Below are 20,725 nucleotides of genomic sequence, written 5' to 3'. Positions count from 1 at the left end.
CGAGCAGAGCGACCCTCTCCCGGGGCGTGCGGTCCGACGGTGGCAGGGAGGCCATCGTCGTCGTGATCGGCGGCGCCGCGGCGTCCGCCGTCGGAACGGGAGCAACGATGCACCACTTCGCCCCTGACGGATCGTCGGGCCGCCCCGCCCCGGACGCGCGCACCGGGCTGTGGCTCGTCGGCGCCCGCGGCTCGGTCGCCACCACCGCCGCCCTCGGCCTCGCGGTGATCGCCGACGGGCGCGCGGAGCCGACCGGGTGCGTCACCGCGGGCGAGCCCTTCGCCTCCGCCCCGCTGCCCGCGTTCGGCGACCTCGTCGTCGGCGGCCACGACATCTCCGACGTGTCGATGGTCAAGCGTGCCGAGCTGCTCGTCGAGGCCGGGATGATCGCGCCGCGCCTGCTCACCGCCGCGCACGCCGCGCTCGAGCGGGCCGACGCCGAGGTGCGTCCCGGCTACTCCGCCCACCCCGCCGAGGGCAGCGCGCGCGAGTCGCAGCAGGCCGCCGCGGAGCGCCTCGCGGCGGACATCGTGGACTTCCGCGAGCGCCACGGCCTCGCCCGCGTCGTCGTCGTCGACCTCGTGTCGACCGAGCCGCTGCCCGAGCCCGCGCCCGAGCTCTCCGACCGCGACCTGCTGCGCGCGGCGCTCGCGGACCCGGAGCGCGCGGTGCTCCCGCCGAGCTCCGTCACCGCCTACGCCGCGCTCCTCGCGGGCGCCCCGTTCGCCGAGTTCACGCCGTCGGCCAGCATGCACCTCCCGGTGCTGCTCGAGCTCGCCGAGGAGCGCGGCGTGCCCGTCGCGGGCCAGGACGGCAAGACCGGCCAGACGTGGCTGCGCACGATCCTCGCCCCGGCGTTCGGGGCCCGCGGGCTGCGCGTCCTGTCCTGGGCGGGGGCCAACCTGCTCGGTGGCGGGGACGGCGCCACGCTCGCCGACCCGCAGGCGGTGCAGAGCAAGCTCGTGTCCAAGTCGCGCGGGCTCCAGGACCTCACGGGCAGCGACGTCACGCCGCTGCACATCGACAACGTGCCCGACCTCGGGGACATCAAGGTCGCGTGGGACCACGTCCACGTCGAGGGCTTCCTCGGCTCGCGGCTCACGCTGCAGACCACGTGGTCGGCGTACGACTCGATGCTCGCCGCGCCGCTCGTGCTCGACCTGGCGCGCCTGCTCGCGCTCGCGGACGCGGCCGGGTACGCCGGCCCCGTCCCGGAGCTCGGGTTCTTCTTCAAGGACCCGTGGGGCAGCGGCGTGCACGACTTCGCCGCGCAGACCGTCGCGCTGTCCGACTGGGTCCGCGCGGCGACCGCCCGGGTGGGCGGCGACGCGACCGCCGCGGCCGACCGGTCGTGACGGGCTCCCTCCACGACCACCTGGACCTGGTCCGCGCCCCCGCGGTCCTCTCGGTGGTCGGTGACACGCTCGCGGGCGCCGCGGCGGCCGGGCACGCGCTCACGCCGCGGCGCGCGCTCCTGCCCGTCGCGTCGGCGTGCCTGTACGCGGGCGGCATGGCGCTCAACGACTACGCGGACCGGCACCTCGACGCGGTCGAGCGGCCCGAGCGGCCGATCCCGTCGGGCCGCGTGACGGAGCGGCGTGCGCTCCAGGTCGCCGTGGGCCTCACGGCGGCGGGCGTCGGGCTCGCCGCAGCGGGCGGGGAAGCGCGCGCCCTCGCCGTCGCCGTCCCGCTCGCCGCGAGCGTGTGGACGTACGACACGGTCGCCAAGGAGCGCGCGGCGGGTCCTCTCGTCATGGCCGCGTGCCGCGGGCTCGACGTCCTGCTCGGGGCCGGCGTCGGGCACCTGCGCGCCGCGCTGCCCGCCGCGGCGGGGATGGCCGTGCACACCGCGGGCGTCACGTACCTGTCGCGCGGCGAGGTGCACGGCACGACGTCGTCCCTCGCCGCGGGCGTGGCCACGGCCACCGCGGTGGGCGGGGCGGTCGTCGGCGCCGGTGCGCTGCGCCGCGCCCGCACGACCGACGGCGGCGGCGCGAGCCGCCGCGTGCGCGTCGCGACCGCGGCCGCCGGGGTCGCGGCCGCGGGCGCCTACCTCGCGACGTGCCTGCCCCGGCAGGTCGACGCCGCGATCGCGCCGTCCGCGCAGAACGCGTTCGCCGCGACCAAGGCCGGGATCCGCGCGATGCTCCCGCTGCAGGCGGCGTGGTCCGCGCGCGGGGGGAGCCTCGCGTCGGTCGGGGTGCTCGCGGCCGTGGAGGTCGCCGGGCGTCTCCTGCGCCGGGCGGGCCGGGCCCCGGGTCGCGTCGAGATGAGCGAGACGTGACCGCGGACGCCGTCCCCGGGGGCGGGATGCCCTTCACGCTCGGGTACGGCACCAACGGCTTCACCGACCACCCGCTCGACGTCGCGCTCGACGTGCTCGCGCACGAGGGGTACGGCGCGGTCGCGCTCACGCTCGGCTTCCCGCACCTCGACCCCTTCGCGGACGGCTGGGAGGACGAGGCCGCGGCGCTGCGCGCACGGCTCGCCGCGGCGTACGACGGCGCGGGGATGCGGGTCGTCGTCGAGACGGGCACGCGGTTCCTCCTCGACCCGTTCCGCAAGCACCGCCCGACGCTGGTGGACACCGACGCCGACGCCCGGCTGCGGTTCCTGCGGCGCGCCGTCGAGATCGCCGCCGCGCTCGACGCGGAGTGCGTGTCGTTCTTCTCGGGGGTCCTGCCCGACGACGTGACCCCCGGCGAGGGCTGGTCGCTCCTGCGCGAACGCCTGCCCGCGCTCGTCGAGCACGCGCGCGACCACGGCGTGCGCCTCTCGCTCGAGCCCGAGCCGGGGATGCTCGTGGAGACGGTGGGCGACGCCCTGCGGCTGCGCGACGAGCTGGGGGGAGACGGCGGCGACCTCGCGGACCTCGGCGTCACGGTCGACGTCGGGCACTGCCTCGTCGTCGAGCCCGACGGCGTCGTGGGCGCGCTGCGCGCGGCCGCCCCGTACCTCACGAACGTGCAGCTCGACGACATGCCGCGCACGCACCACGAGCACCGCCCGTTCGGCGAGGGCGAGATCGACCTCCCGCTCGTGCTCGGCACGCTCGCCGACGTCGGGTACGCCGGCGTCGCGGCGGTCGAGCTGCCCCGCCACTCGTACGACGCCCCCGGCCTCGCGCACCGCAGCATGACAGCGCTGCACCGCGCGTGGGACGACCGCCCCCACCACCCCCAGGAGGTGCCATGACCGAGACCACCCGCCCCGACGCCCGCACGGCGGACGGGACCGCCCCGGGCGAGCGCTGGCTCGCCGAGGCGCGCGCCGCCGTCGTGCAGGACCCCGCGGCCGTGACGCGCGCGTTCGCGCTCGCGGGCCGCCAGGTGGGCCGCGCGCCCGTCCGCCCGGACACCGACCCCGCCGGGGTCGTGCACGGGACGGTCGACGACGCCGCGCGCGCCGACCTCGTGGTCGCGCTCGCCGAGGCCACCGGTCGCGGCGGGGCCGACGGCGACGCCGCCCTCGCGGCACGGCTCGCGGACCTCTACCAGCACGGCGACACCGCCGAGCGGCGGGGGGTCCTGCGCGGTCTCGACGCCCTCACGGAGCGCGGGGAGCTCGCGGACGACGCCGCGCCGTCGGTCGTGGCGGTGGGCCGGGACCTCGCCGCGGACGCGCTCCGCACGAACGACCAGAGCCTCGTCGCGGCGGCCGTCGGGCCGTTCGCGGCCGCGCACCTCGACCCGCACGCGTGGCGCCACGCCGTGCTCAAGCTCGTCTTCATGGGCGTGAGCCTCGACGCCGTCGCCGGCCTCGACGACCGCGCGGACGACGAGCTCGCCCGCATGGCGCGCGACTTCGCCGCCGAGCGCCGCGCCGCGGGCCGCGTCGTGCCCGACGACGTCGCCCGCCTCGCCCCTGACGTCACCACCGGGAGGACCGCCTGATGCGCATCTTCGACCCCCACATCCACATGACCAGCCGCACGACGGACGACTACGAGGCCCTGTACGCCGCGGGCGTGCGCGCGCTCGTCGAGCCGGCGTTCTGGCTGGGTCAGCCGCGCACGAACGTGGGGTCGTTCCTCGACTACTTCGACGCGCTCCTGGGCTGGGAGCGGTTCCGGGCCGCGCAGTTCGGCATCCGGCACCACGCGACGATCGCCCTCAACCCCAAGGAGGCGAACGACGCGCGGTGCCGCGAGGTGCTCGACGAGATCCCGCGCTACCTGCTCAAGGACGGCGTCGTCGCCGTCGGCGAGGTCGGGTACGACTCGATGACGCCCGAGGAGGACGAGGTCTTCTCGCGCCAGCTCCAGATGGCCCGCGACGCGGCGCTGCCCGTGCTCGTGCACACGCCGCACCGCGACAAGCTGTCGGGGACGCGGCGCACGCTGGACGTCGTGCGCGAGTCGGGGATCGCGCCGGAGCACGTGCTCGTGGACCACCTCAACGAGACCAACGTCGCGCTCGTGCGCGACGCGGGCGCGTGGGCCGGGTTCTCGATCTACCCGGACACGAAGATGGACGAGGACCGCATGGTCGCGATCCTCCAGGAGCACGGCACCGAGCGCATGATCGTCAACTCCGCCGCCGACTGGGGCCGCTCCGACCCGCTCAAGACGCTCAAGACGGGGCAGGCGATGCTCGCTGCGGGCTTCACCGCGGACGACGTCGACCAGGTGCTGTGGCGCAACCCGGTCGAGTTCTACGGGCAGTCGGGCAACCTCGTGCTCGACCCGGTCCCCGGTTTCGTCGAGGGCGACCTCCCCACCCCGGGCGTGGAGTTCGAGGGCTCCTCCGTGCTGCGCGGCGCGCGGGCGTAGCGCGGGAGGGCACCACCATGCTGCTGTCGTACTGCACCAACGTCCACCCGGCCGAGCACCTCGACGGGGTGCTCGACCAGCTCGTGCGCTACGCCGCGCCGGTGCGCGAAGCCGCGGGCCTGGACGTGCTCGGCGTCGGGCTGTGGATGCCGGCCGTGCTCGCGCACCGCCTCGCGGGCTCGCCCGACGACCGCGTGCGCCTGCGGTCCGTGCTCGACGAGCACGGCCTCCAGGTCCACACGCTCAACGCGTTCCCGTACGGCGGCTTCCACGCCGACGTCGTCAAGCTCGACGTCTACACGCCCACGTGGGCGGACCCGGAGCGGCTCGCGTACACGCTCGAGTGCGCCGAGGTGCTGGCCGAGCTCCTGCCCGACGGCGTCGCCGGGTCGATCTCGACGCTCCCGCTCGCGTGGCGCGAGCCGTGGAGCGACGCCGACGACGACGCCGCGACGCGCGCGTTCGCCGCGCTCGGGGAGGGCCTGCGCGACCTGCGCGAGCGCACGGGCAAGGTCGTGCGCGTCGCGGTCGAGCCCGAGCCGGGCTGCGTGCTCGACACGGTGGACGACGTCGTGGCCTGGCTCGCGGCGCGCACGGGACCGGACGTGCCGGCGGACCGGCGCATCGACCCCGAGCACGTCGGCGTGTGCCTCGACACGTGCCACCTCGCGGTGTCCTTCGCGGACCGCCGCGCGGGGACGGCCGCGACGGTGCGCCGCATCACCGACGCGGGCCTGCGGGTCGTCAAGGTGCAGGCGTCGGCCGCGCTGCACGTCGCGGACCCGGCCGACGACGCGGCGCGCGCCGCCGTCGGCGCGTTCGCGGAGCAGCGGTACATCCACCAGGTGCGCGAGCTCACCGCGGCGGGCGACGTGCTCGCCGCCGACGACCTGCCCGACGCGCTGGGTGGCGCACTGCCTGCGGAGGGACCGTGGCGCGTGCACTTCCACGTGCCGCTGCACCACGAGCCCGCCGCGCCGCTCGCCGCGACGACCGACGTGCTGCGCGAGGCGGTCGACGCCGTCCGCGCGGCGCCGCACGGCGACGAGGCCCACCTCGACGTCGAGACGTACACGTGGGCGGTGCTGCCCGAGGGGGCCGCCACCGACTCGCTCGTCGCCGGCATCGCGGCCGAGCTGCGCTGGGCGACGACCCACCTCGCCGCGACCCACCTCGTCGCGGCGCACGACGTCGCTGCCGCCGGGACGGCGCACACCGAACCGCCCTCGGGGCCGACCGCGGACGACACCGCGGCCGACCCGGGCATGACCAGGAGGACCGCATGAAGCCCGTGCTGCTGCTCGACGTCGTCGGGCTCACCTCGACCGCGCTCGCGCACATGCCGCGACTGCGCCAGCTCGCCGCGAGCGGCTGGCAGTCCGAGCTCGCGACGGTGCTCCCCGCCGTGACGTGCAGCGTCCAGTCGACGATGCTCACCGGGCTCAGCCCGGCGGAGCACGGGATCGTGGGCAACGGCTGGTACTTCCGCGAGCTCGGCGACGTCTACCTGTGGCGCCAGCACAACCGCCTCGTCGAGGGCGAGAAGCTCTGGGAGGCCGCGCGCCGGGCGCGCGGCGAGTACGCGGCGGCGAACGTCTGCTGGTGGTACGCGATGGGGATGACGACGGACGTCACGGTCACGCCGCGCCCGGTCTACCACGCGGACGGCCGCAAGTCCCCGGACGCCTACGTGCGCCCGCCGGCGCTCCACGACGACCTCGTCGGCCGGTTCGGCGAGTTCCCGCTGTTCACCTACTGGGGCCCGACGGCGGACATCACGTCGTCGCGGTGGATCGTGGACGCGACGCGGCACGTGCTGCGCACGCACGCGCCGGACCTGACCATGGCGTACGTCCCGCACCTCGACTACGACCTCCAGCGGTTCGGTCCGACGTCGCCCCAGGCCGACGCCGCCGCGGCCGAGCTCGACGCGACGCTCGTGCCGCTGCTCGACGACGCCGCGAACCAGGGCGTCACCGTCCTCGTGGTCTCCGAGTACGGGATCGCGGACGCCGACCGGCCCGTGCACCTCAACCGCATCCTGCGCCGGGAGGGACTCCTCGAGGTCTACGTGCAGGACGGCAAGGAGCAGCTCGACCCGTGGACGTCGCGCGCGTTCGCGGTCGCGGACCACCAGGTGGCGCACGTGTACCTCGGCGACCAGCAGGACCCGGCGCTCCGGCGGCGCGTCACGGACCTGCTGCGCGGCGTGCCCGGCGTCGACGAGGTGCTCGACCGCGAGGCGCAGGCGCGGTACGGGCTCGACCACGAGCGGTCGGGCGACCTCGTCGTCGTCGCGGAGCCCGGCGCCTGGTTCACGTACTACTTCTGGCTCGACGACGCCCGCGCGCCCGAGTACGCGCGCGGCGTCGACATCCACCGCAAGCCCGGCTACGACCCCGCCGAGCTGTTCTTCGACCCGGCGGACCGGCTCGCGAAGGCGAAGGCCGGCCTCAACCTCGTGAAGAAGAAGGTGGGGCTGCGGTACGCGATGAGCACCGTGCCGCTCGACGCGTCGTACGTGAAGGGCTCCCACGGGCGGCTCCCCGACTCCTCCGCCGACACGCCGCTCGTGCTGTGCTCGGACCCGGAGGTGCCGGCGTCGGTCGCGGGCGTGGTGGAGAACGGGTCCGGGCAGGTCCCGGCCGCCGCCGTCAAGGGCCTCGTACTCGAGCTGCAGGGCCTCGGCGTCCGGGTCTGACGAGCGATCCCTACCGGGCGAGGCGCTCGTCGAGCCAGTCGAGCACGCGCTGCTCGACGAGCGCCCGCCCGAGGGGCTCGCAGTGCCCGCTCGCGCCCTCGTCGTCGCTGAAGGTGACGAGCGTCGCGCCGGGGACGAGCCCGGCCAGCCGCTCCGGCTGGCCGGGCCAGAACTGCTCGTCCTCCGGGCTCGTGACGAGCAGCGGCGTCGTGACCTGCGCGGCGACGTCGGAGGCGTCGTACCGGCGAACCTCGCGCAGCGTCGCGGCGTACCCCTCGACGCCGTACGGGCGCGCGCGGAAGCGCCACGTGCGGGCGGCGCCCTTCGACAGGCGCAGGCCGAGTGCCATGTCGCGGTCGAACGCGTGGTCGTCGCCCTTGTCCAGGAGCTTGAGGAGGCTCTTCGGCACCTCGCGCTCCCACGAGGTGGCCACGTCGACCACCCCCGGGTCGACGACGGCCGCGGCCGGGCGGTGCTCGAACGCGAGCGCGCGCGTGACCCAGTAGCCGGCCTGGCTGATCCCGTAGACCGCGACGCGTCCGGGGTCGACGTCGGCCCGCGCGACGACCGCGTCGAGCACGGGCGTGAGGACCGCCTCGAAGTCGGGACGGAACGGGACCCCGTGCTCGAAGAGCACCGACTGCTGGCCCGGGCCGTCGAACACGAGCGCGTGGTACCCGCGGCGCACCGCCCCGGACACGACGGCCGACCACAGCGCCGGCAGCGAGCCGTCCGAGCCGTTCACCGCGACGACGACGGGTCCGTGTGCCCCGGGGTCGGCGCCCGGGGCGCGGAAGAAGTACCCCGGGAGCGTCGTGCCCTCGTAGGGGATCGGGAAGCGCTCGACGTCGAGGTCCACGAGGTCGACCCAGCGGTCCCACGCCGCCCGGTGCTTGCGGAACGTCGGCAGCAGCGGCGCGTCGTCCTCGAGCCCGGACACCGCGTTCACGGCGACCCCCAGGTAGGTCGCCGCACGCAGGTACGCGGAGGCGGCGCTGACGCGGTGCCCGCGCGCCGCGCACGACTCGCCGGTCGCGGCCAGGCGGTCGCCGAGCGCGTCCCAGGCGCGGAACCACGCACGGTGGTCCGTGCCGACGTCGGCCACGGCCGCGAGCACCTCGCCGACGTCGGCGGCGCCGCTGAACGCCCCGCCGAGGACCGTGCGGATCTCGAAGTCGAGGTCGGGGTCGTGGGAGAAGCGGCCGGAGAGGCTGCTCCGGTGCGTGCCGTGCCCGGTCATGAGGTGCCCCTGCCGTCCTGGGAGGTACGGAACGCTCTCCAGGCTAGGAGCGTCGGCGCACGGGCGCGCGGCGAGCGAGCGGTGCGCACGCCCGTGCGCGGTCGGCGAGCCGCGCGGGCGGTCGGTCAGGCGCGGGTGACGGCGCCCACGACGAGCGTCGCGACGAGACCCACGACGAAGACGGCCGAGCACAGGCCACCCACGACCCGCGCGGCGCGCAGCCCGGCGGGGGCCGGTGCGTCGCCCGGGTCGAGGAACCCGACGAACGCCGACCCGGCGTACGAGGGCCGGACCGGCACGTGGAACTGGCGGACGTCGTGGTCCGTCAGCGGTGGCGGCGGCTGGTGCGCGAGCGCCGCCTCGACGCGACGGCGGCGCAGGCGGCCGACCTGCAGCACGTACCCGGCGAGGACTCCGTACTGGCTGAGGTAGAACAGGCCCAGCGCGAGCACGGTCGTCCCGAGACAGACCCCCGTCGCGGACCGCATCGACACCAGCAGGGCCACCCCGCCCGCGGTGAGCGCGGCACCGAGGAGCAGCCACAGGGGCAGCACGGCCCAGGAGCCCGACCGGTCGTCGGCGTACGGCGAGGCGGGCTGCGTGGGACGGCTCGAGTCCGCGAGCTGGTCCGCGAGCCGGCTCGCGGACGGCTTCTCGTCTTCCCACCAGGCCATCGGGTCGTCTCCCGTCGTCGTGCGTCGTCACCTGCCCCGGAACGCTAGCCGCCCCCGGCCACCCGTTCCATGGGGAGCAGTGCCCGCTCTAGTCGTCGTCCTCGTCGTCGGGGAGCGCGACGAGCAGGTCGAGGTGCAGGCCGAGCACCGTGCCGTCCGCGGCGACGGTCCGCACGAGCGGGTAGAAGCCGTCGCCCCAGCCGGAGTGCGAGAGCACGACGTTCTCGCCGTCCTGCGCACCGGGGAGCAGGATGTTCGCCGACCCCTCGCGCAGGTGGTCGGGGGAGTCCGTGAGCGCGAACCAGCTCGTGTCCGTGCCGTCGTCGAACACCTCGTCGTACCAGTCGCCCTCCGGCATGAGGCGCGCGACGGCGTCGGCGTCGGCGAACGCGACCGTCCCGGCGTCCACCGGCACGCCGTAGGCGGCGCCCGCCTCCGGCGGGCCGTCCGCGCCCTCCGGGACCACGGGCTCGACGGCGGCGACCTCGCCCTCGACGAGCACGACGCTCAGGTACGCCTCGCGCAGATGGGAGCCGTCCTGCTCGTCGGAGACGTCGGCGACGGTGACGCGCACCGGGTACCGGCCCGGCTCGACCGGGACGACGAGCCCGTGGCCGAGCAGCGTGAACGGGTCGGACGCCTCCAGGCGCCCGCTGGGGAGGACGAGCTCGCCCAGGTCGTGGACCGTCAGGGTGTAGTCGGGGCCGTCGGCCGCGCCCGTGCCGACGGCGGGGCCGGGGCGCAGGGCGAAGAACGTGTCGGGGGAGGGGAAGTCGCTCACGCCCGCGAGCGTAGCGGGCCGCGCCCACGCGGGCGGCGGGGCCGCCGCGCGGCGGCCGGCATCCCCACGCGGCGGCCGCAGCCACGACCCGGCCCCGGACGCGCCGACGGCGCCCGGTCCGTGGGACCGGGCGCCGTCGGGCGGTGTCGCTCGAGCGTCCGCGAGGAGCGCTCAGGCGGCGGGCGTCACGAGCAGCTCAGCGCCTCGTAGTCGGCGTCGTAGGTCGTGGTGACCTCCTCGCCGTCGATCTCGGCGGTGAGCGTGGCCGTCACCGAGCCCGCGTCGAACGACGCGGCGCGCGACGAGAACGACCGATAGGCGTTCTTGCCGTCCTTGACGTTCGGGAACGTCTTCTCGCCGTACGGCGTGGTCACGACGACGTCGGCCGTCGCGCCCGACTCGTTGAGCACGCGCACCGCGACGTGGGCCTTGCCGCCGAGGCAGCGTGCTTCGGCCGTGACGGTCGCGTCGACGACGGCGGACGTCGTGACGTCCACGGTCTGCCAGCGCGAGGTCGGCGTCGCGTTGTGCAGGTGCAGCAGCAGGAGCTTCCCGCTGCCGGCCTCGACCGCCGACTCCGAGCGGTGCACGGTGATCGGCGCGTCGTCGGCCCCGACGTAGACGAGCTCGCCCTCGCCCCCGAACCAGTAGGCCGGGTCGTACGGGTCGGCAGTGAACGTCTCGCTCGCGTCGACGAGCTGGTCGGCCGCCTGCGAGTACGGCGAGTACGTCAGGACCTGGAACGTCGGCACGTCGCCCTCCTCGATGCCGAGCGACCCGATGCCGACCGGGATGACGACGACGTTGTTGTCGAACACCGAGGTGTCGACGTCGCCCCAGACGGTGTTGACCGGCTGCTGGTCGATGACGTCGCCGGCGTCGTGCTCCGTGCCGTCGGGGTCGGTCCAGTCCTTGAGCGTGTACGTCACGGCGAGCGTGACGTCGATCTCGGTGTCGAGCTTCACCGCCGCGACCTCGAAGTCCGCCGAGCCGTCGGAGTCGACGTCGACCTCGACCGCGGGGATCGAGACGGAGCCGAGGCTCGCCCACTCCCCGTCCATCGCGACGCCGATGCCCATGACGCCGTCCGCGGGGTCGCCCCCGGCCGCGGCCTCCTGCGGCGCCGTGGACGCGAAGCCGACCGCGCGCACGTCGGCCGCCGCGATGGCCGACGCCGAGGCGCCCACCGCCGCGTCCGCCTCGAGGCGGGGGCTCGTCGTCTTGAGCTCGAACGGCGCGACGATCGACGTCCAGCCGCCGGAGTCGACGCCACGCCCGTCGAGGTCGAGCTCGGCGGTCGTCGCGGTGCCCGGGAAGGCGACGGGCTTGCCGGACAGGTCGCTCACGAGCCGCGGCGACGCCTGCACGGGGACGCGCAGCTCGCTGCCGCCGTCCGTCGGGGTGAGGACCACGCGACCGCTGAGCGAGGACACGAAGTCGCGCGGCACGCCGACGCCGGAGTCGGCCGACGACGTGGGGTCGATCTCCTTGGCGAGGGTCGCCGGGTCCGCCGTGAGGGTCACGGTGACGACGGTGCGCTGGCCGGCGGGGACGGTGATCGACGCGGGCGCGACGGAGACGGTGGCGCCGCCGGCGGTGCTCGACTGCGTGAAGCCGGTCGAGTACGTCTTCGGGGTGTCGCCGGTGTTCTGCACGGTCACGGTCTTGCGCACCGTCACCGGGTCCGCGCCCACGGGCACGACGCCGAACGCGACGGACACCTGGTCGGAGTCCTGCGACGCGTAGGCGAGGGTCGTGTTCGAGGCCGCGTCGACGGCGTCGACCCGGCCGGAGCCCACGCGCTCGGGACCGTACGCGGTGCCCGTGCCCGAGGGGCCGGTGAAGACGTCGTGCGTCGCCGTGTTCATGACCGACGCCTTGACCTGGGCCGGCGCCCAGCCCGGGTGGGCCTGCTTGACGAGGGCCGCGATGCCCGCGACGTGCGGGGTGGCCATCGAGGTGCCGGACTTGATGCTCGCGCCGACCAGGCGGCCGGACGCGACGGACGCGATGCCGGTGCCGGGCGCCGCGACGTCGGGCTTGGCGACGCCGAGCGAGCCGTGCACGCCGCGCGACGAGCCGCTGTTGAGCGTGTCGCCGATCTCCGGGATCGAGACGAACGACGACAGCGCGAGCGACGGGCCGACGGTCATCGTGACCTCGCCGGTCTCGATCGCGGGGCGCAGCGCCGCGTGGCTCGGGCCCGTGAGCTGCGCGCCGGGGATGCCGGGGTTGCCGGCGATGCCCGCGACGAACGACGACAGCTCGGAGGACAGCAGCACGCCGACGGCGCCCGCGGCCTCCGCGTTGTTGAACCGCGCGGCGCTGCCGCACGCGCGCGTCGCGTCGTCGTCGTCCCAGTAGAGGAACGCGATCTTGCCCGCGACGGCCGCGGCCTGCTCGGGCGTGAACGCGGTGCAGCCGGAGAAGTCGTCCGCGACGAACGCGACCGGGGCCGTCACGTCCGCGGTGCCTGCGTACGCCTGGGAGTTCTGCGCCGGGTACGTGCCGGCGAGGGACTCCGGCGCCTCGACGCGGACCGCGTCGAACGTCTGGGTGTCGCCGACGGAGTTCGCGACCGTCAGCGCGGTGCGCGCGTTGCCGGGCGAGCCGCCGACGTCGGTCACGTCGCCCGCGTTGCCCGAGGCGATGACGGACAGCGTGCCCAGGCGCGAGAGCTGGTCGATGAAGAGGTTCTCCGGGTCGTCCGCGGGCGAGCCGTCGGAGCCGAGGGAGAGGTTGACGATGTCGAGGCGGTCGGAGAGGTCGCCGTCGCCGTTCGGGTCGGCCGCCCACTCGAGCGCGTCGACGACGACGCCCGTCGAGCCTCCGAGGTCGCCGAACACCTTGAGCGCGTAGATGCCCGCCTCGGGCGCGGAGCCCGGGCCGACCTGCCAGTCGGAGATGTCCGTGAGCGTCGAGTAGTCGCCGTCGAACGTCTCGCCGTCCGCGGTGACGCCGTACGCCGCCGTCGTGCCGGCCACGTGCGAGCCGTGGCCCGAGCCGACCGAGTCGAGCGAGTCGATGGGGTTCTCGTCCGGCGTCGGCACGAGCGTCGTGCCGGGGACGGTGCCGCTCGCGTCGTAGTCGTACCCGGCGAAGTCGTGGCCGCCGAGGAACTTCAGCTCGTCGTACGTGCCCTCGGGGACCGGGCCGGTGCCGCGGTCGCCGTAGGCCTCGTCGAACGCCTCCTGCGTACCGGGGCCGCCGAACGCCTTGTGGGTGTAGTCGACGCCGGTGTCGATGATGCCGATGCGCACGCCCTCGCCGGTGAGGCCGGTGCTCTGCCACGTCTCGAGCGCGCGCGTGAACACGTCCGTGCCCTTGTTCGCGGGCTTCTTGGGGATGATCCGGTAGACCGTGCGGACCGAGGCGTCGCGCGCGAGGTCGCGCACGCGGGCCGCGTCGCCCGTGACGACGACGCCCGCGACGAGCGTGCTCGTGACCGACACCTGCTGCGGGTTGCGCGCGCCCGCGCTGCGGGCGGTCGCCTGCTGCGGGACGACGTCGTCCGCGAGCTGCGCGACCTCCTGCGCGTTGGCCTCGACCTCGTCGGGGCTCGCGCCCTGCGCCGTGAGGTCGACCGCCGACGGCGCGTCGAGCTCGACGAACGCGGTGACCGTGCCGGTCGCCTTCGCGAGCGACGGCGCGACCTTCTCGGTCGGCTCGAGGGACGCGCCTGACTGCACGCCGAAGGCGGTGCCGGGGTCGGGCGGCGGGTCCGCGGCGGCGGGTGCGGCGGCGGCCGCGACGACCGCGAGGCTCGCGGCGGCGGCGGTCAGTGACACGGGTAGAGAACGGTGCTTCATCGACACTCATCTCCCCGGCAGTGCCGGTTCGGCGAAGGGTTCGTGGATGGGTCCTTCCCAGCGGTCTCGCCCGGGTGGGACCGAGGCCACCCGAGCACGGTAACCAACGACCGCCCGACCTGCCCAGCGGCAGGGGACCTCCGCCGGGCCCCGGGGGACCGTCCGCCCTAGGATGCGGGCGGGGTCACGGGACGTGGCCGTCCTGTGGGAGTCCCCTTCCCGCGTCAGGTCCACGGGGTGCGAACCCGGGGGCGTGGCCCACGCAGAAGGAGAACCATGACCAGCACTCCGCTCCGCGCCCTGTCCGCCGGCCTCGTCGCCGGTCTCGTGCTGGTGGGCGCCGTCGCCGGCCCGGCGCTCGCCTCGCCGTCGGGCGTCCGGGCCGCCCCGGGAGGCGACCTCGCGGCGGTCCCCGCCACGGACCCGCCCGTCGTGACCGGCGAGAGCTGCGCCGTCCAGGCGCAGCCCCTCCTCCCGGGCCAGGACCCGGCCACCCTGCCCGCCGCTCCCGAGGCGTGCTTCGACTCGCTGGAGGAGGCGCTCGAGTTCGTGTCCGGGGGCGAGGTCGCGCCGTCGCGCCTCGCGCGCGCCACGCGGGCCGACGTCGACGGCCTCGTCGCCGAGCTCAACGCGACCGCGACGGCGGGCCCGCGCGTCGCGGCGACGGAGCGTGCGACGACGGCCGCCGCCAGCTCGATCGTGCTGGGCGTGCTCTGGCGGGACCCGAGCTACAAGGGTGCGTCGAAGGTGCTCTACGGGTCGGGCACGAACGGGTGCCACACCGGCTCGACGTACGGGTTCCCGAACCTCGCGAACCTCCTCATGAACAACGTCGTCTCCTCGGCGTCGACGTACGCCGGGTGCTGGGCGACGCTCTACGACTCCTCCTCCTACGCGGGCACGAAGAAGAACTGCACGCCGCACTGCGCGACCCTCGGCTCGTTCGACGACCGCGCGTCGTCGGTCGTCTACCGCCCGGCGGGCACGCTCGGCTGACCGCGTCGGGTGACGCAGACCTCACGCACCCCGTCCCGGCGGGGCGCGGCGTGGCGGGTTACGGTCGGGGCACCGGGTCCTGCCCGGGACCCATGACGTCGAAGGAGATCTCGCATGCCCACCCGTATCGCACGCACCGCCTGGAACGGCGGCCTCCAGGACGGCCAGGGCCAGGTCGAGCTCTCGAGCTCGAAGGTCGGCACGTACGACGTGTCCTTCCCACGTCGCGCCGCCGACGACGCGGGCGGGGTCACGAGCCCCGAGGAGCTCATCGCCGCCGCGCACTCGTCCTGCTACGCGATGCAGTTCTCCGCGCTGCTCGGCGAGGCCGGCGCGACGCCCGTCTCGCTCGAGGTCACGGCGGAGGTCACCCTCGCGCCGGACCCGGCGGGCGGCTTCCAGATCCCGGAGATCGCGCTGACCGTCCGCGGCGAGGTCGAGGGCATCGACGCCGCCGGCTTCCAGCAGGCGGCGGAGGCCGCCAAGGCCACGTGCCCCGTCTCGAAGGCGCTCGCGGGCGTCCCGACGATCACGCTGGACGCCACGCTCGAGAGCTGACCCCGGCACCGACGACGGACCCCGGGCCGCGCACCGTCCAGCGGTGCGCGACCCGGGGTCCGTCGTGCCGGGTGCGGGACACCCCGTGGGTGGTCCGGTCAGCGGGGGAGGAGCGGGGGCGAGGACGTCCCGGCGCCCGCCCGGATGCCGTCGACGAGCTCGGCGAGCGTGTCCTTCGCCCCGTGCACGGGGCGCCAGCGCAGCAGCTCCGTCGCGAGCTCGGTGTCGAGCACGGGCACGCGCATCGCCATGTCGAGCCAGCCCTCGCCGACGGGGACGAGGCGCGCGCGCCACGCGACGGCGACGGCGGTCCGCGCCGTCGCGTAGGGGACGGTGCGCAGCGAGCCGTCGGCGACGACGTCGGCCACGTCCTGCGCCGTGAGCACCGTGGGGTGGGCGACGTTGAACGGCCCGGGGTGCCGGCCCACGACGATCCGCGCGTAGGCGTCCGCGAGGTCGTCGGCGTGGACCACCTGGAGCCGCAGGCCGTCGGGCAGCGGGACCGCCGGGAGCGGGTCGCGACGCAGCACGCGCGTGCCGAGCGGGCCCAGGAAGTACCGCGCGATCTCGGAGCCCGCGTCGCGCTGGAACACGAGCGCCGAGCGGACGCGCGAGACGACGATCCCCGTCTCCCGGTCGAGGTCGTCGAGCAGCGTCTCGACGGCAGCCTTGTCCTCCGAGTACGACGAGCCCGGGACGCCCTCGACGGGCCAGCCCTCGTTCACCGGGGTGTCGCGCGCGTCGCCCGCGTACGGGGCGGGGGAGTAGGCGCCGACCGACGACGCCACGACCACGTGCGCGACGCCGGCCCGCTGCGCCGCCTCGACGACGCGGCGCGTGCCCTCGACGTTGACGCGCCGCAGCCGCCTGCGGTCGTGGCTCGGCTGGATCGCCCACGCGAGGTGCACGACGACGTCCGCCCCGGTGAACGCGGCGTCGAGCCGCCGGTCGGCGTCGGGGGCTGCGACGTCCGCGTACCGCCAGGTCGCGACGTCGTGCGGGAAGCGCACGGTGCTCGAGCCGTCCGCGCGTGGCACACGGCGCGCGACCGCCACGACGGACGTCACGACCGGTTCCTCCGCGAGCCGGCGCAGGACCGCCGTGCCGACGTTCCCGCTCGCTCCGACGACCACCACGCGCATGCGCTGCCTCCCGACCTCGTCCGCTGCCCGTCGCCCCGACGCTAGCCCGCCGTGGGCGAGTTCGCCCGGGCGATGGCCAGGACGGCGCCGCGCGCGGGCTCGGGGAGCTCGGGCACGAGCACGACGGCGCTCGCGAGCACGAGGCTCTCGATGTCCGCGCGGGTGAGGTCGCCGCCGCCGAGCCACGCGGCCGTGACGTTCTCGACGAGCGCGACCCAGCCCGCGGCGAGGAGCCGGAGCCGGGGCGTCGTGGGCAGCGCGTCCGTGGTGGTGGCGCTCACGGTCGAGGTCAGGCGCGCGACGAGCCCGTCACGGACGCGCGCGAGCGCCTCCTGGGTCGCGTCGTCCTCGGCGAGCACCCCGCGCCACAGGTCCTGCCACACGAGCCGGCGCGCCTCGACCGCGTCGAGGTAGGAGGCGACGGCGAGCGCGGGGCGCTCGCCGAGGGGACGATCGTCCGGTGCGACCGTCGCCGCCTCGAGCTCCGCCACCGCCTCCAGCGCGACGGCCCGGCGCAGCCCGGCGGTGGACGCGAAGTAGTGGAAGACGAGCGCCTTGGACGCGCCCGAGCGGGCTGCGACCGCGGCCGGGGTGAGGGCGTCGAGGCCGTGCTCGTCGGCGTGGCGCGAGGCCGCGTCGAGCAGCTCGCGCCGCCGGTCGGCGGGCTCGCGGCGTCGGCGGGCGCCCGGTCGGGTGCGCACCGAGCCGTCGAGGCCGGAAGGACCGGCGGGGGTGGGCGTGCGGGGCATGACACCGTTCTACGCTGTTGTTGACCGCGAGTCAACAACAGGCGTAGCGTTGTTGACCGTGAGTCAACGGCGCCCCGGGGAAGGCCCGGGGGCCACGGAGGGAAGAACCGGATGCAGATCACGCTGACGGACGTGCACGTGGACGGGCGGCGCGAGCCGATGCTCGAGCCGATGGACCTCGCCTGGTCCACGGGCGAGTGCGTGCTCGTCGCGGGGGAGCCCGGGCACGGGCACACCGCGCTCGCCCTCGTGGCGACGGGCCGCTTCGACCCGTCCGGGGGCGAGGTCCGGCTCACCCCGGAGAGCACGCCGTCGCACCGCGCCGGACGGTCGGCGCGCGGCGCCGCCGCGACCCTGCGCGACGTGACCGCCGTCGTCGACGTGCCCGGCATCAGCGAGCCCGACGACGCGCTCACCGTGGCCGACGTCGTCGCCGAGGGCCTCGCGCTCGCCGGCCGCCGCTCGCTGCCCTCCGACGTGACCCGCTGGCTCGCCGACCACTCGCTCGCCACCGACCGCGGGCGGCGCCTCGACCAGGTGCCCGGGGTCGTGCGCACCGCGCTGCTCGCGGCGCTCGCGGCCGAGGACCGCGACGTCCGCTTCCTCGTGCTCACCCTCCCCGACCGGCACGGGGGAGAGCCGTCGGGCTGGTGGGAGGTCGCGCAGAGCCTCGCGGGCGCCGGGTACGGCGTCCTCGTGCAGTGCACACGTGCCTCGGCCCGCGACCTCGGTGCGGACCTCCCGCCCGCGCGCGGCGCGTCGATCCACCAGCCGCCGGCCGTCGTGCTGCGCACGCGCCCCGAGCCGCCCCGCGACCCGGACCCGGAGCCCGAGCCGGAGGCCGGGCCGGTCCCGGATCCGGAGCGGCCCGCGCCCACCGCGACCGACGAGCCCACCACCCCGCACGACCCCGAGGAGGACCGATGACCGCGATCCGCCTCGGGCTGTCCGAGCTGCGCCGCCTCGCCGCGGGCACGCTGCCCCGCCTCGCGATCCTCGCGATGGCACTCATCCCCACGCTCTACGCAGGCCTCTACCTGTTCGCGAACCACGACCCGTACGACAAGCTCGACGAGATCCCCGCCGCGCTCGTCGTGCTCGACGAGGGCACGACGACCACCGACGCCCAGACGGGCACGACGACGCGGCGCGACTTCGGGCGCGACGTCGCCGACCAGCTGCTCGACGACGGCGGCTTCGGCTGGGTCGAGACGAGCCAGGTCGACGCCGAGTACGGGGTGCGGTCCGGCCGGTACGACGCCGCGCTCGTCATCGGCCCGACCTTCTCCGCGGACCTCGCGTCCGCGGGCGAGTTCGAGCCGCAGCAGGCGAGCCTCACGCTCATCACCAACGACGCGAACAACTACCTCGCACGCACGATCGCGGACCAGATCGTCGGCAAGGTGCGCGACTCGATCGCCGAGCAGGTGGGCACCGAGGCGGCGGACACGTTCCTGCGCGGCTTCGCGTCCATCCACACCAACCTCGCCGACGCCGTGGACGGCGCGGACCAGCTCCTCGACGGGTCGACGCAGCTCCGCGACGGCCTCGTCACCGCGGACGACGGCGCGCACACCCTCGCCGACGGCGCGGGCCAGGCCGCCGACGGTGCCGAGCGTCTCGACGCGAGCACCGGGACGCTCGCGGACGCCGTCGGGCAGCTCGACGACGGCGCGGAGGCGCTCGCGTCCGGGCTCGGCACGCTCCGGGGCGCGACGTCGTCGCTGCCCGCCCAGACCCAGCAGCTCGCCGACGGCGCCGCGCAGGTCGCGGACGGGAACGCGCAGGTCGCGCAGTACGGGCAGCAGGCCGCCGCGGCCGCGGGCGAGGTCCTCCCGACGCTCGACACGATCCGCGGCGACGTCGACGCCCGGCTCGACCAGCTCGTCGCCGACGGCGTCATCGACCGGGCGACCGCGGACCAGGTGCGGTCGCAGGTCGGCCCCGTGCTCGACCAGCAGCGCGAGCAGGTGCAGGGCGCCGTCGACCAGGTGACCGCCGCGTCCGGGAAGCTCGACCAGCTCGCCGACGGGTCGCGCCAGGTGTCCGACGGCGCGGCGCGGCTCGCGGGTGCGACGCCGCAGCTGAACTCCGGCATCGCGAGCGCCGCCGACGGCGCGGACCGCCTCGCCGACGGCACGGGACAGCTCGCCGCCGCGACCCCGCAGCTCGTGGACGGCGTCTCGCAGCTCGCCGACGGCACGCGCCAGGTGTCCGACGGCGCGACCTCGCTCGCGGACGGCACGTCGCAGCTGCGCGACGGCTCGGGCGAGCTCGTCGACGGCGTCACGCAGCTCCGCGACGGGCTCGCCGAGGGTCTCGGCCAGGTGCCGGACCTCGACGAGCAGACCCGCCAGGACACGGCCGAGACCATCGGCAACCCCGTGGCCGTGCAGAGCGACGCGCTGTCGTCCGCGGGCACGTACGGCGGCGGCCTCGCGCCGTTCTTCCTGTCGCTCGCCACGTGGATCGGCGCCTACGTGCTCTTCCTGCTCGTGCGCCCGCTGTCGGCGCGGGCCCTCGCCGCCGGGAAGTCGGGCCTGGCCACCGCCCTGGGCGGGTGGCTCACCCCGGCCGCGATCGGCGTCGTGCAGGTCGCCGCGATGTTCACCGTGACGAAGTTCGCGCTCGACATCGACCCGGTCTACGGCGTCGGGACCGCGCTGTTCCTCGTGCTGGTCTCGGCGACGTTCGTCGCGATCCTCCAGGCGCTCAACGTCTGGCTCGGCGCCGCGGGCCAGTTCCTCGGGCTCGTGCTCATGCTCGTCCAGCTCGTCACCGCGGGCGGCACGTTCCCGTGGCAGACGATCCCCGAGCCGCTGCGCTCCATGCACCGGTTCCTGCCCATGACCTACGCCGTCGAGGGTCTGCGCCAGCTCCTCTACGGCGGCAACATGGCGACGGTGACGCGCGACGTCACGGTGCTCGTCGTCGTGCTGGTCGCCGCCCTCGCCCTGACGACGGTCGCCGCCCGCAAGCAGCGCGTCTGGACCATCAAGAAGCTCCAGCCGGAGCTGGTCCTCTGACCTCGACGCCGCGAGGTCCTGCGCCGAGCAGGCGGTCTGGGCTGGTCCAGGGTTTCTGACGAGCCATGACCGCCTGTTCGGCCAGCCGGGAACGCCTGGTCGGCGGGTCACGGGGCGGACGGGCCGGAAGGTGCGGGCGCGGGGGTGCGACAATCGCGACGTGTCCGCTGAGATCGACGCCACCACGACCCCCGCCACGCAGCACGGGAACGGCTCGCGGCGGTCCGGCTCCCGCGCGACGACGTCGCCGGAGGCGGAGCGCGCCGCTGCCGTCCGCG

The 20,725-nt window shown here is 75.7% G+C and carries 17 protein-coding genes; 11 read left to right on the top strand and 6 right to left on the bottom strand.

Annotated features, from left to right (window positions below; all coding sequences use genetic code 11):
* The first annotated feature begins 107 nt into the window (after nucleotides 1-107).
* From AC3WT4_RS18575 to AC3WT4_RS18545, 7 genes are read left to right on the top strand one after another with little or no spacing between them, the layout of a single operon-like run.
* Nucleotides 108-1,355: an inositol-3-phosphate synthase gene (locus tag AC3WT4_RS18575; RefSeq protein ID WP_492316182.1), complete on the top strand. Its 1,248-nt coding sequence runs from the start codon at nucleotides 108-110 to the stop codon at nucleotides 1,353-1,355.
* Nucleotides 1,352-2,284: an SCO3242 family prenyltransferase gene (locus tag AC3WT4_RS18570; RefSeq protein ID WP_492316181.1), complete on the top strand. Its 933-nt coding sequence runs from the start codon at nucleotides 1,352-1,354 to the stop codon at nucleotides 2,282-2,284. Before AC3WT4_RS18575 ends, AC3WT4_RS18570 begins: the two co-directional genes overlap by 4 nt.
* Nucleotides 2,281-3,195 carry a sugar phosphate isomerase/epimerase family protein gene (locus AC3WT4_RS18565; protein ID WP_492316180.1) on the top strand — a complete coding sequence of 305 codons (915 nt, stop codon included), beginning with the start codon at nucleotides 2,281-2,283 and terminating at the stop codon, nucleotides 3,193-3,195. The genes AC3WT4_RS18570 and AC3WT4_RS18565 overlap by 4 nt, the downstream gene beginning before the upstream one ends.
* Nucleotides 3,192-3,893: an EboA domain-containing protein gene (locus tag AC3WT4_RS18560; protein ID WP_492316179.1), complete on the top strand. Its 702-nt coding sequence runs from the start codon at nucleotides 3,192-3,194 to the stop codon at nucleotides 3,891-3,893. The genes AC3WT4_RS18565 and AC3WT4_RS18560 overlap by 4 nt, the downstream gene beginning before the upstream one ends.
* Nucleotides 3,893-4,771, top strand: a complete 879-nt coding sequence (locus AC3WT4_RS18555) for a TatD family hydrolase (RefSeq protein ID WP_074802927.1) — start codon at nucleotides 3,893-3,895, stop codon at nucleotides 4,769-4,771. Before AC3WT4_RS18560 ends, AC3WT4_RS18555 begins: the two co-directional genes overlap by 1 nt.
* Before the next feature lie 17 nt (nucleotides 4,772-4,788).
* On the top strand, nucleotides 4,789-6,057 hold the full coding sequence (gene eboE / locus AC3WT4_RS18550) for a metabolite traffic protein EboE (RefSeq protein WP_492316178.1): 1,269 nt from the start codon (nucleotides 4,789-4,791) through the stop codon (nucleotides 6,055-6,057).
* Nucleotides 6,054-7,472: an alkaline phosphatase family protein gene (locus AC3WT4_RS18545; protein ID WP_492316177.1), complete on the top strand. Its 1,419-nt coding sequence runs from the start codon at nucleotides 6,054-6,056 to the stop codon at nucleotides 7,470-7,472. The genes eboE and AC3WT4_RS18545 overlap by 4 nt, the downstream gene beginning before the upstream one ends.
* Nucleotides 7,473-7,482: 10 nt before the next feature.
* Here the strand turns inward: AC3WT4_RS18545 and AC3WT4_RS18540 are convergent, their stop codons facing one another.
* From AC3WT4_RS18540 to AC3WT4_RS18525, 4 genes are all read right to left on the bottom strand, one after another.
* Entirely contained in the window at nucleotides 7,483-8,712 is a 1,230-nt protein-coding gene (locus AC3WT4_RS18540; protein ID WP_492316176.1) for an alpha/beta hydrolase family protein, read from the bottom strand.
* Between the two features lie 125 nt (nucleotides 8,713-8,837).
* Complete coding sequence (locus AC3WT4_RS18535; RefSeq protein WP_492316175.1) at nucleotides 8,838-9,386, bottom strand: hypothetical protein; 549 nt, start codon at nucleotides 9,384-9,386, stop codon at nucleotides 8,838-8,840.
* An 88-nt stretch (nucleotides 9,387-9,474) separates the two neighbouring features.
* The gene (locus AC3WT4_RS18530) at nucleotides 9,475-10,167 is read right to left on the bottom strand and encodes a DUF4241 domain-containing protein (protein WP_492316174.1); all 693 of its coding nucleotides are present in this window, start codon (nucleotides 10,165-10,167) and stop codon (nucleotides 9,475-9,477) included.
* Between the two features lie 185 nt (nucleotides 10,168-10,352).
* Entirely contained in the window at nucleotides 10,353-13,955 is a 3,603-nt protein-coding gene (locus AC3WT4_RS18525; protein WP_492316173.1) for a S8 family peptidase, read from the bottom strand.
* Nucleotides 13,956-14,252: 297 nt separating this feature from the next.
* Between AC3WT4_RS18525 and AC3WT4_RS18520 the strand changes: the two genes are divergently transcribed.
* Entirely contained in the window at nucleotides 14,253-14,972 is a 720-nt protein-coding gene (locus AC3WT4_RS18520; RefSeq protein ID WP_400113116.1) for a hypothetical protein, read from the top strand.
* A 114-nt stretch (nucleotides 14,973-15,086) separates the two neighbouring features.
* Nucleotides 15,087-15,530, top strand: a complete 444-nt coding sequence (locus tag AC3WT4_RS18515) for an OsmC family peroxiredoxin (protein WP_074802899.1) — start codon at nucleotides 15,087-15,089, stop codon at nucleotides 15,528-15,530.
* A 98-nt stretch (nucleotides 15,531-15,628) separates the two neighbouring features.
* On the opposite strand, the gene AC3WT4_RS18510 is transcribed toward AC3WT4_RS18515, so the two are convergent.
* Entirely contained in the window at nucleotides 15,629-16,672 is a 1,044-nt protein-coding gene (locus tag AC3WT4_RS18510) for an NAD-dependent epimerase/dehydratase family protein (RefSeq protein ID WP_492316172.1), read from the bottom strand.
* 41 nt (nucleotides 16,673-16,713) lie between these two features.
* Complete coding sequence (locus AC3WT4_RS18505; RefSeq protein WP_492316171.1) at nucleotides 16,714-17,421, bottom strand: TetR/AcrR family transcriptional regulator; 708 nt, start codon at nucleotides 17,419-17,421, stop codon at nucleotides 16,714-16,716.
* A gap of 111 nt (nucleotides 17,422-17,532) precedes the next feature.
* Here AC3WT4_RS18505 and AC3WT4_RS18500 point away from each other — a divergent pair, with 111 nt between their 5' ends.
* Complete coding sequence (locus AC3WT4_RS18500) at nucleotides 17,533-18,348, top strand: hypothetical protein (RefSeq protein ID WP_492316170.1); 816 nt, start codon at nucleotides 17,533-17,535, stop codon at nucleotides 18,346-18,348.
* Nucleotides 18,345-20,447, top strand: coding sequence for a YhgE/Pip family protein (locus AC3WT4_RS18495; RefSeq protein WP_492316169.1), 2,103 nt, complete (start codon nucleotides 18,345-18,347; stop codon nucleotides 20,445-20,447). Before AC3WT4_RS18500 ends, AC3WT4_RS18495 begins: the two co-directional genes overlap by 4 nt.
* Nucleotides 20,448-20,725: the final 278 nt, after the last annotated feature.

The organism is Cellulosimicrobium sp. EB106-03-01-XG111 (genome assembly GCF_058792115.1).
Note: the sequence above shows the minus strand (reverse complement) of the source record. Positions and strands in the feature narration are given on the sequence as shown.

Coding starts and splice junctions, on each gene's coding strand:
- AC3WT4_RS18500 (WP_492316170.1), top strand. CDS start 17,533: ATGCAGATCACGCTGACGGACGTGCACGTGGACGGGCGGCGCGAGCCG.
- AC3WT4_RS18510 (WP_492316172.1), bottom strand. CDS start 16,672: ATGCGCGTGGTGGTCGTCGGAGCGAGCGGGAACGTCGGCACGGCGGTC.
- AC3WT4_RS18575 (WP_492316182.1), top strand. CDS start 108: ATGCACCACTTCGCCCCTGACGGATCGTCGGGCCGCCCCGCCCCGGAC.
- AC3WT4_RS18540 (WP_492316176.1), bottom strand. CDS start 8,712: ATGACCGGGCACGGCACGCACCGGAGCAGCCTCTCCGGCCGCTTCTCC.
- AC3WT4_RS18515 (WP_074802899.1), top strand. CDS start 15,087: ATGCCCACCCGTATCGCACGCACCGCCTGGAACGGCGGCCTCCAGGAC.
- AC3WT4_RS18555 (WP_074802927.1), top strand. CDS start 3,893: ATGCGCATCTTCGACCCCCACATCCACATGACCAGCCGCACGACGGAC.
- AC3WT4_RS18560 (WP_492316179.1), top strand. CDS start 3,192: ATGACCGAGACCACCCGCCCCGACGCCCGCACGGCGGACGGGACCGCC.
- AC3WT4_RS18535 (WP_492316175.1), bottom strand. CDS start 9,386: ATGGCCTGGTGGGAAGACGAGAAGCCGTCCGCGAGCCGGCTCGCGGAC.
- AC3WT4_RS18520 (WP_400113116.1), top strand. CDS start 14,253: ATGACCAGCACTCCGCTCCGCGCCCTGTCCGCCGGCCTCGTCGCCGGT.
- AC3WT4_RS18495 (WP_492316169.1), top strand. CDS start 18,345: ATGACCGCGATCCGCCTCGGGCTGTCCGAGCTGCGCCGCCTCGCCGCG.
- eboE (WP_492316178.1), top strand. CDS start 4,789: ATGCTGCTGTCGTACTGCACCAACGTCCACCCGGCCGAGCACCTCGAC.
- AC3WT4_RS18505 (WP_492316171.1), bottom strand. CDS start 17,421: ATGCCCCGCACGCCCACCCCCGCCGGTCCTTCCGGCCTCGACGGCTCG.
- AC3WT4_RS18545 (WP_492316177.1), top strand. CDS start 6,054: ATGAAGCCCGTGCTGCTGCTCGACGTCGTCGGGCTCACCTCGACCGCG.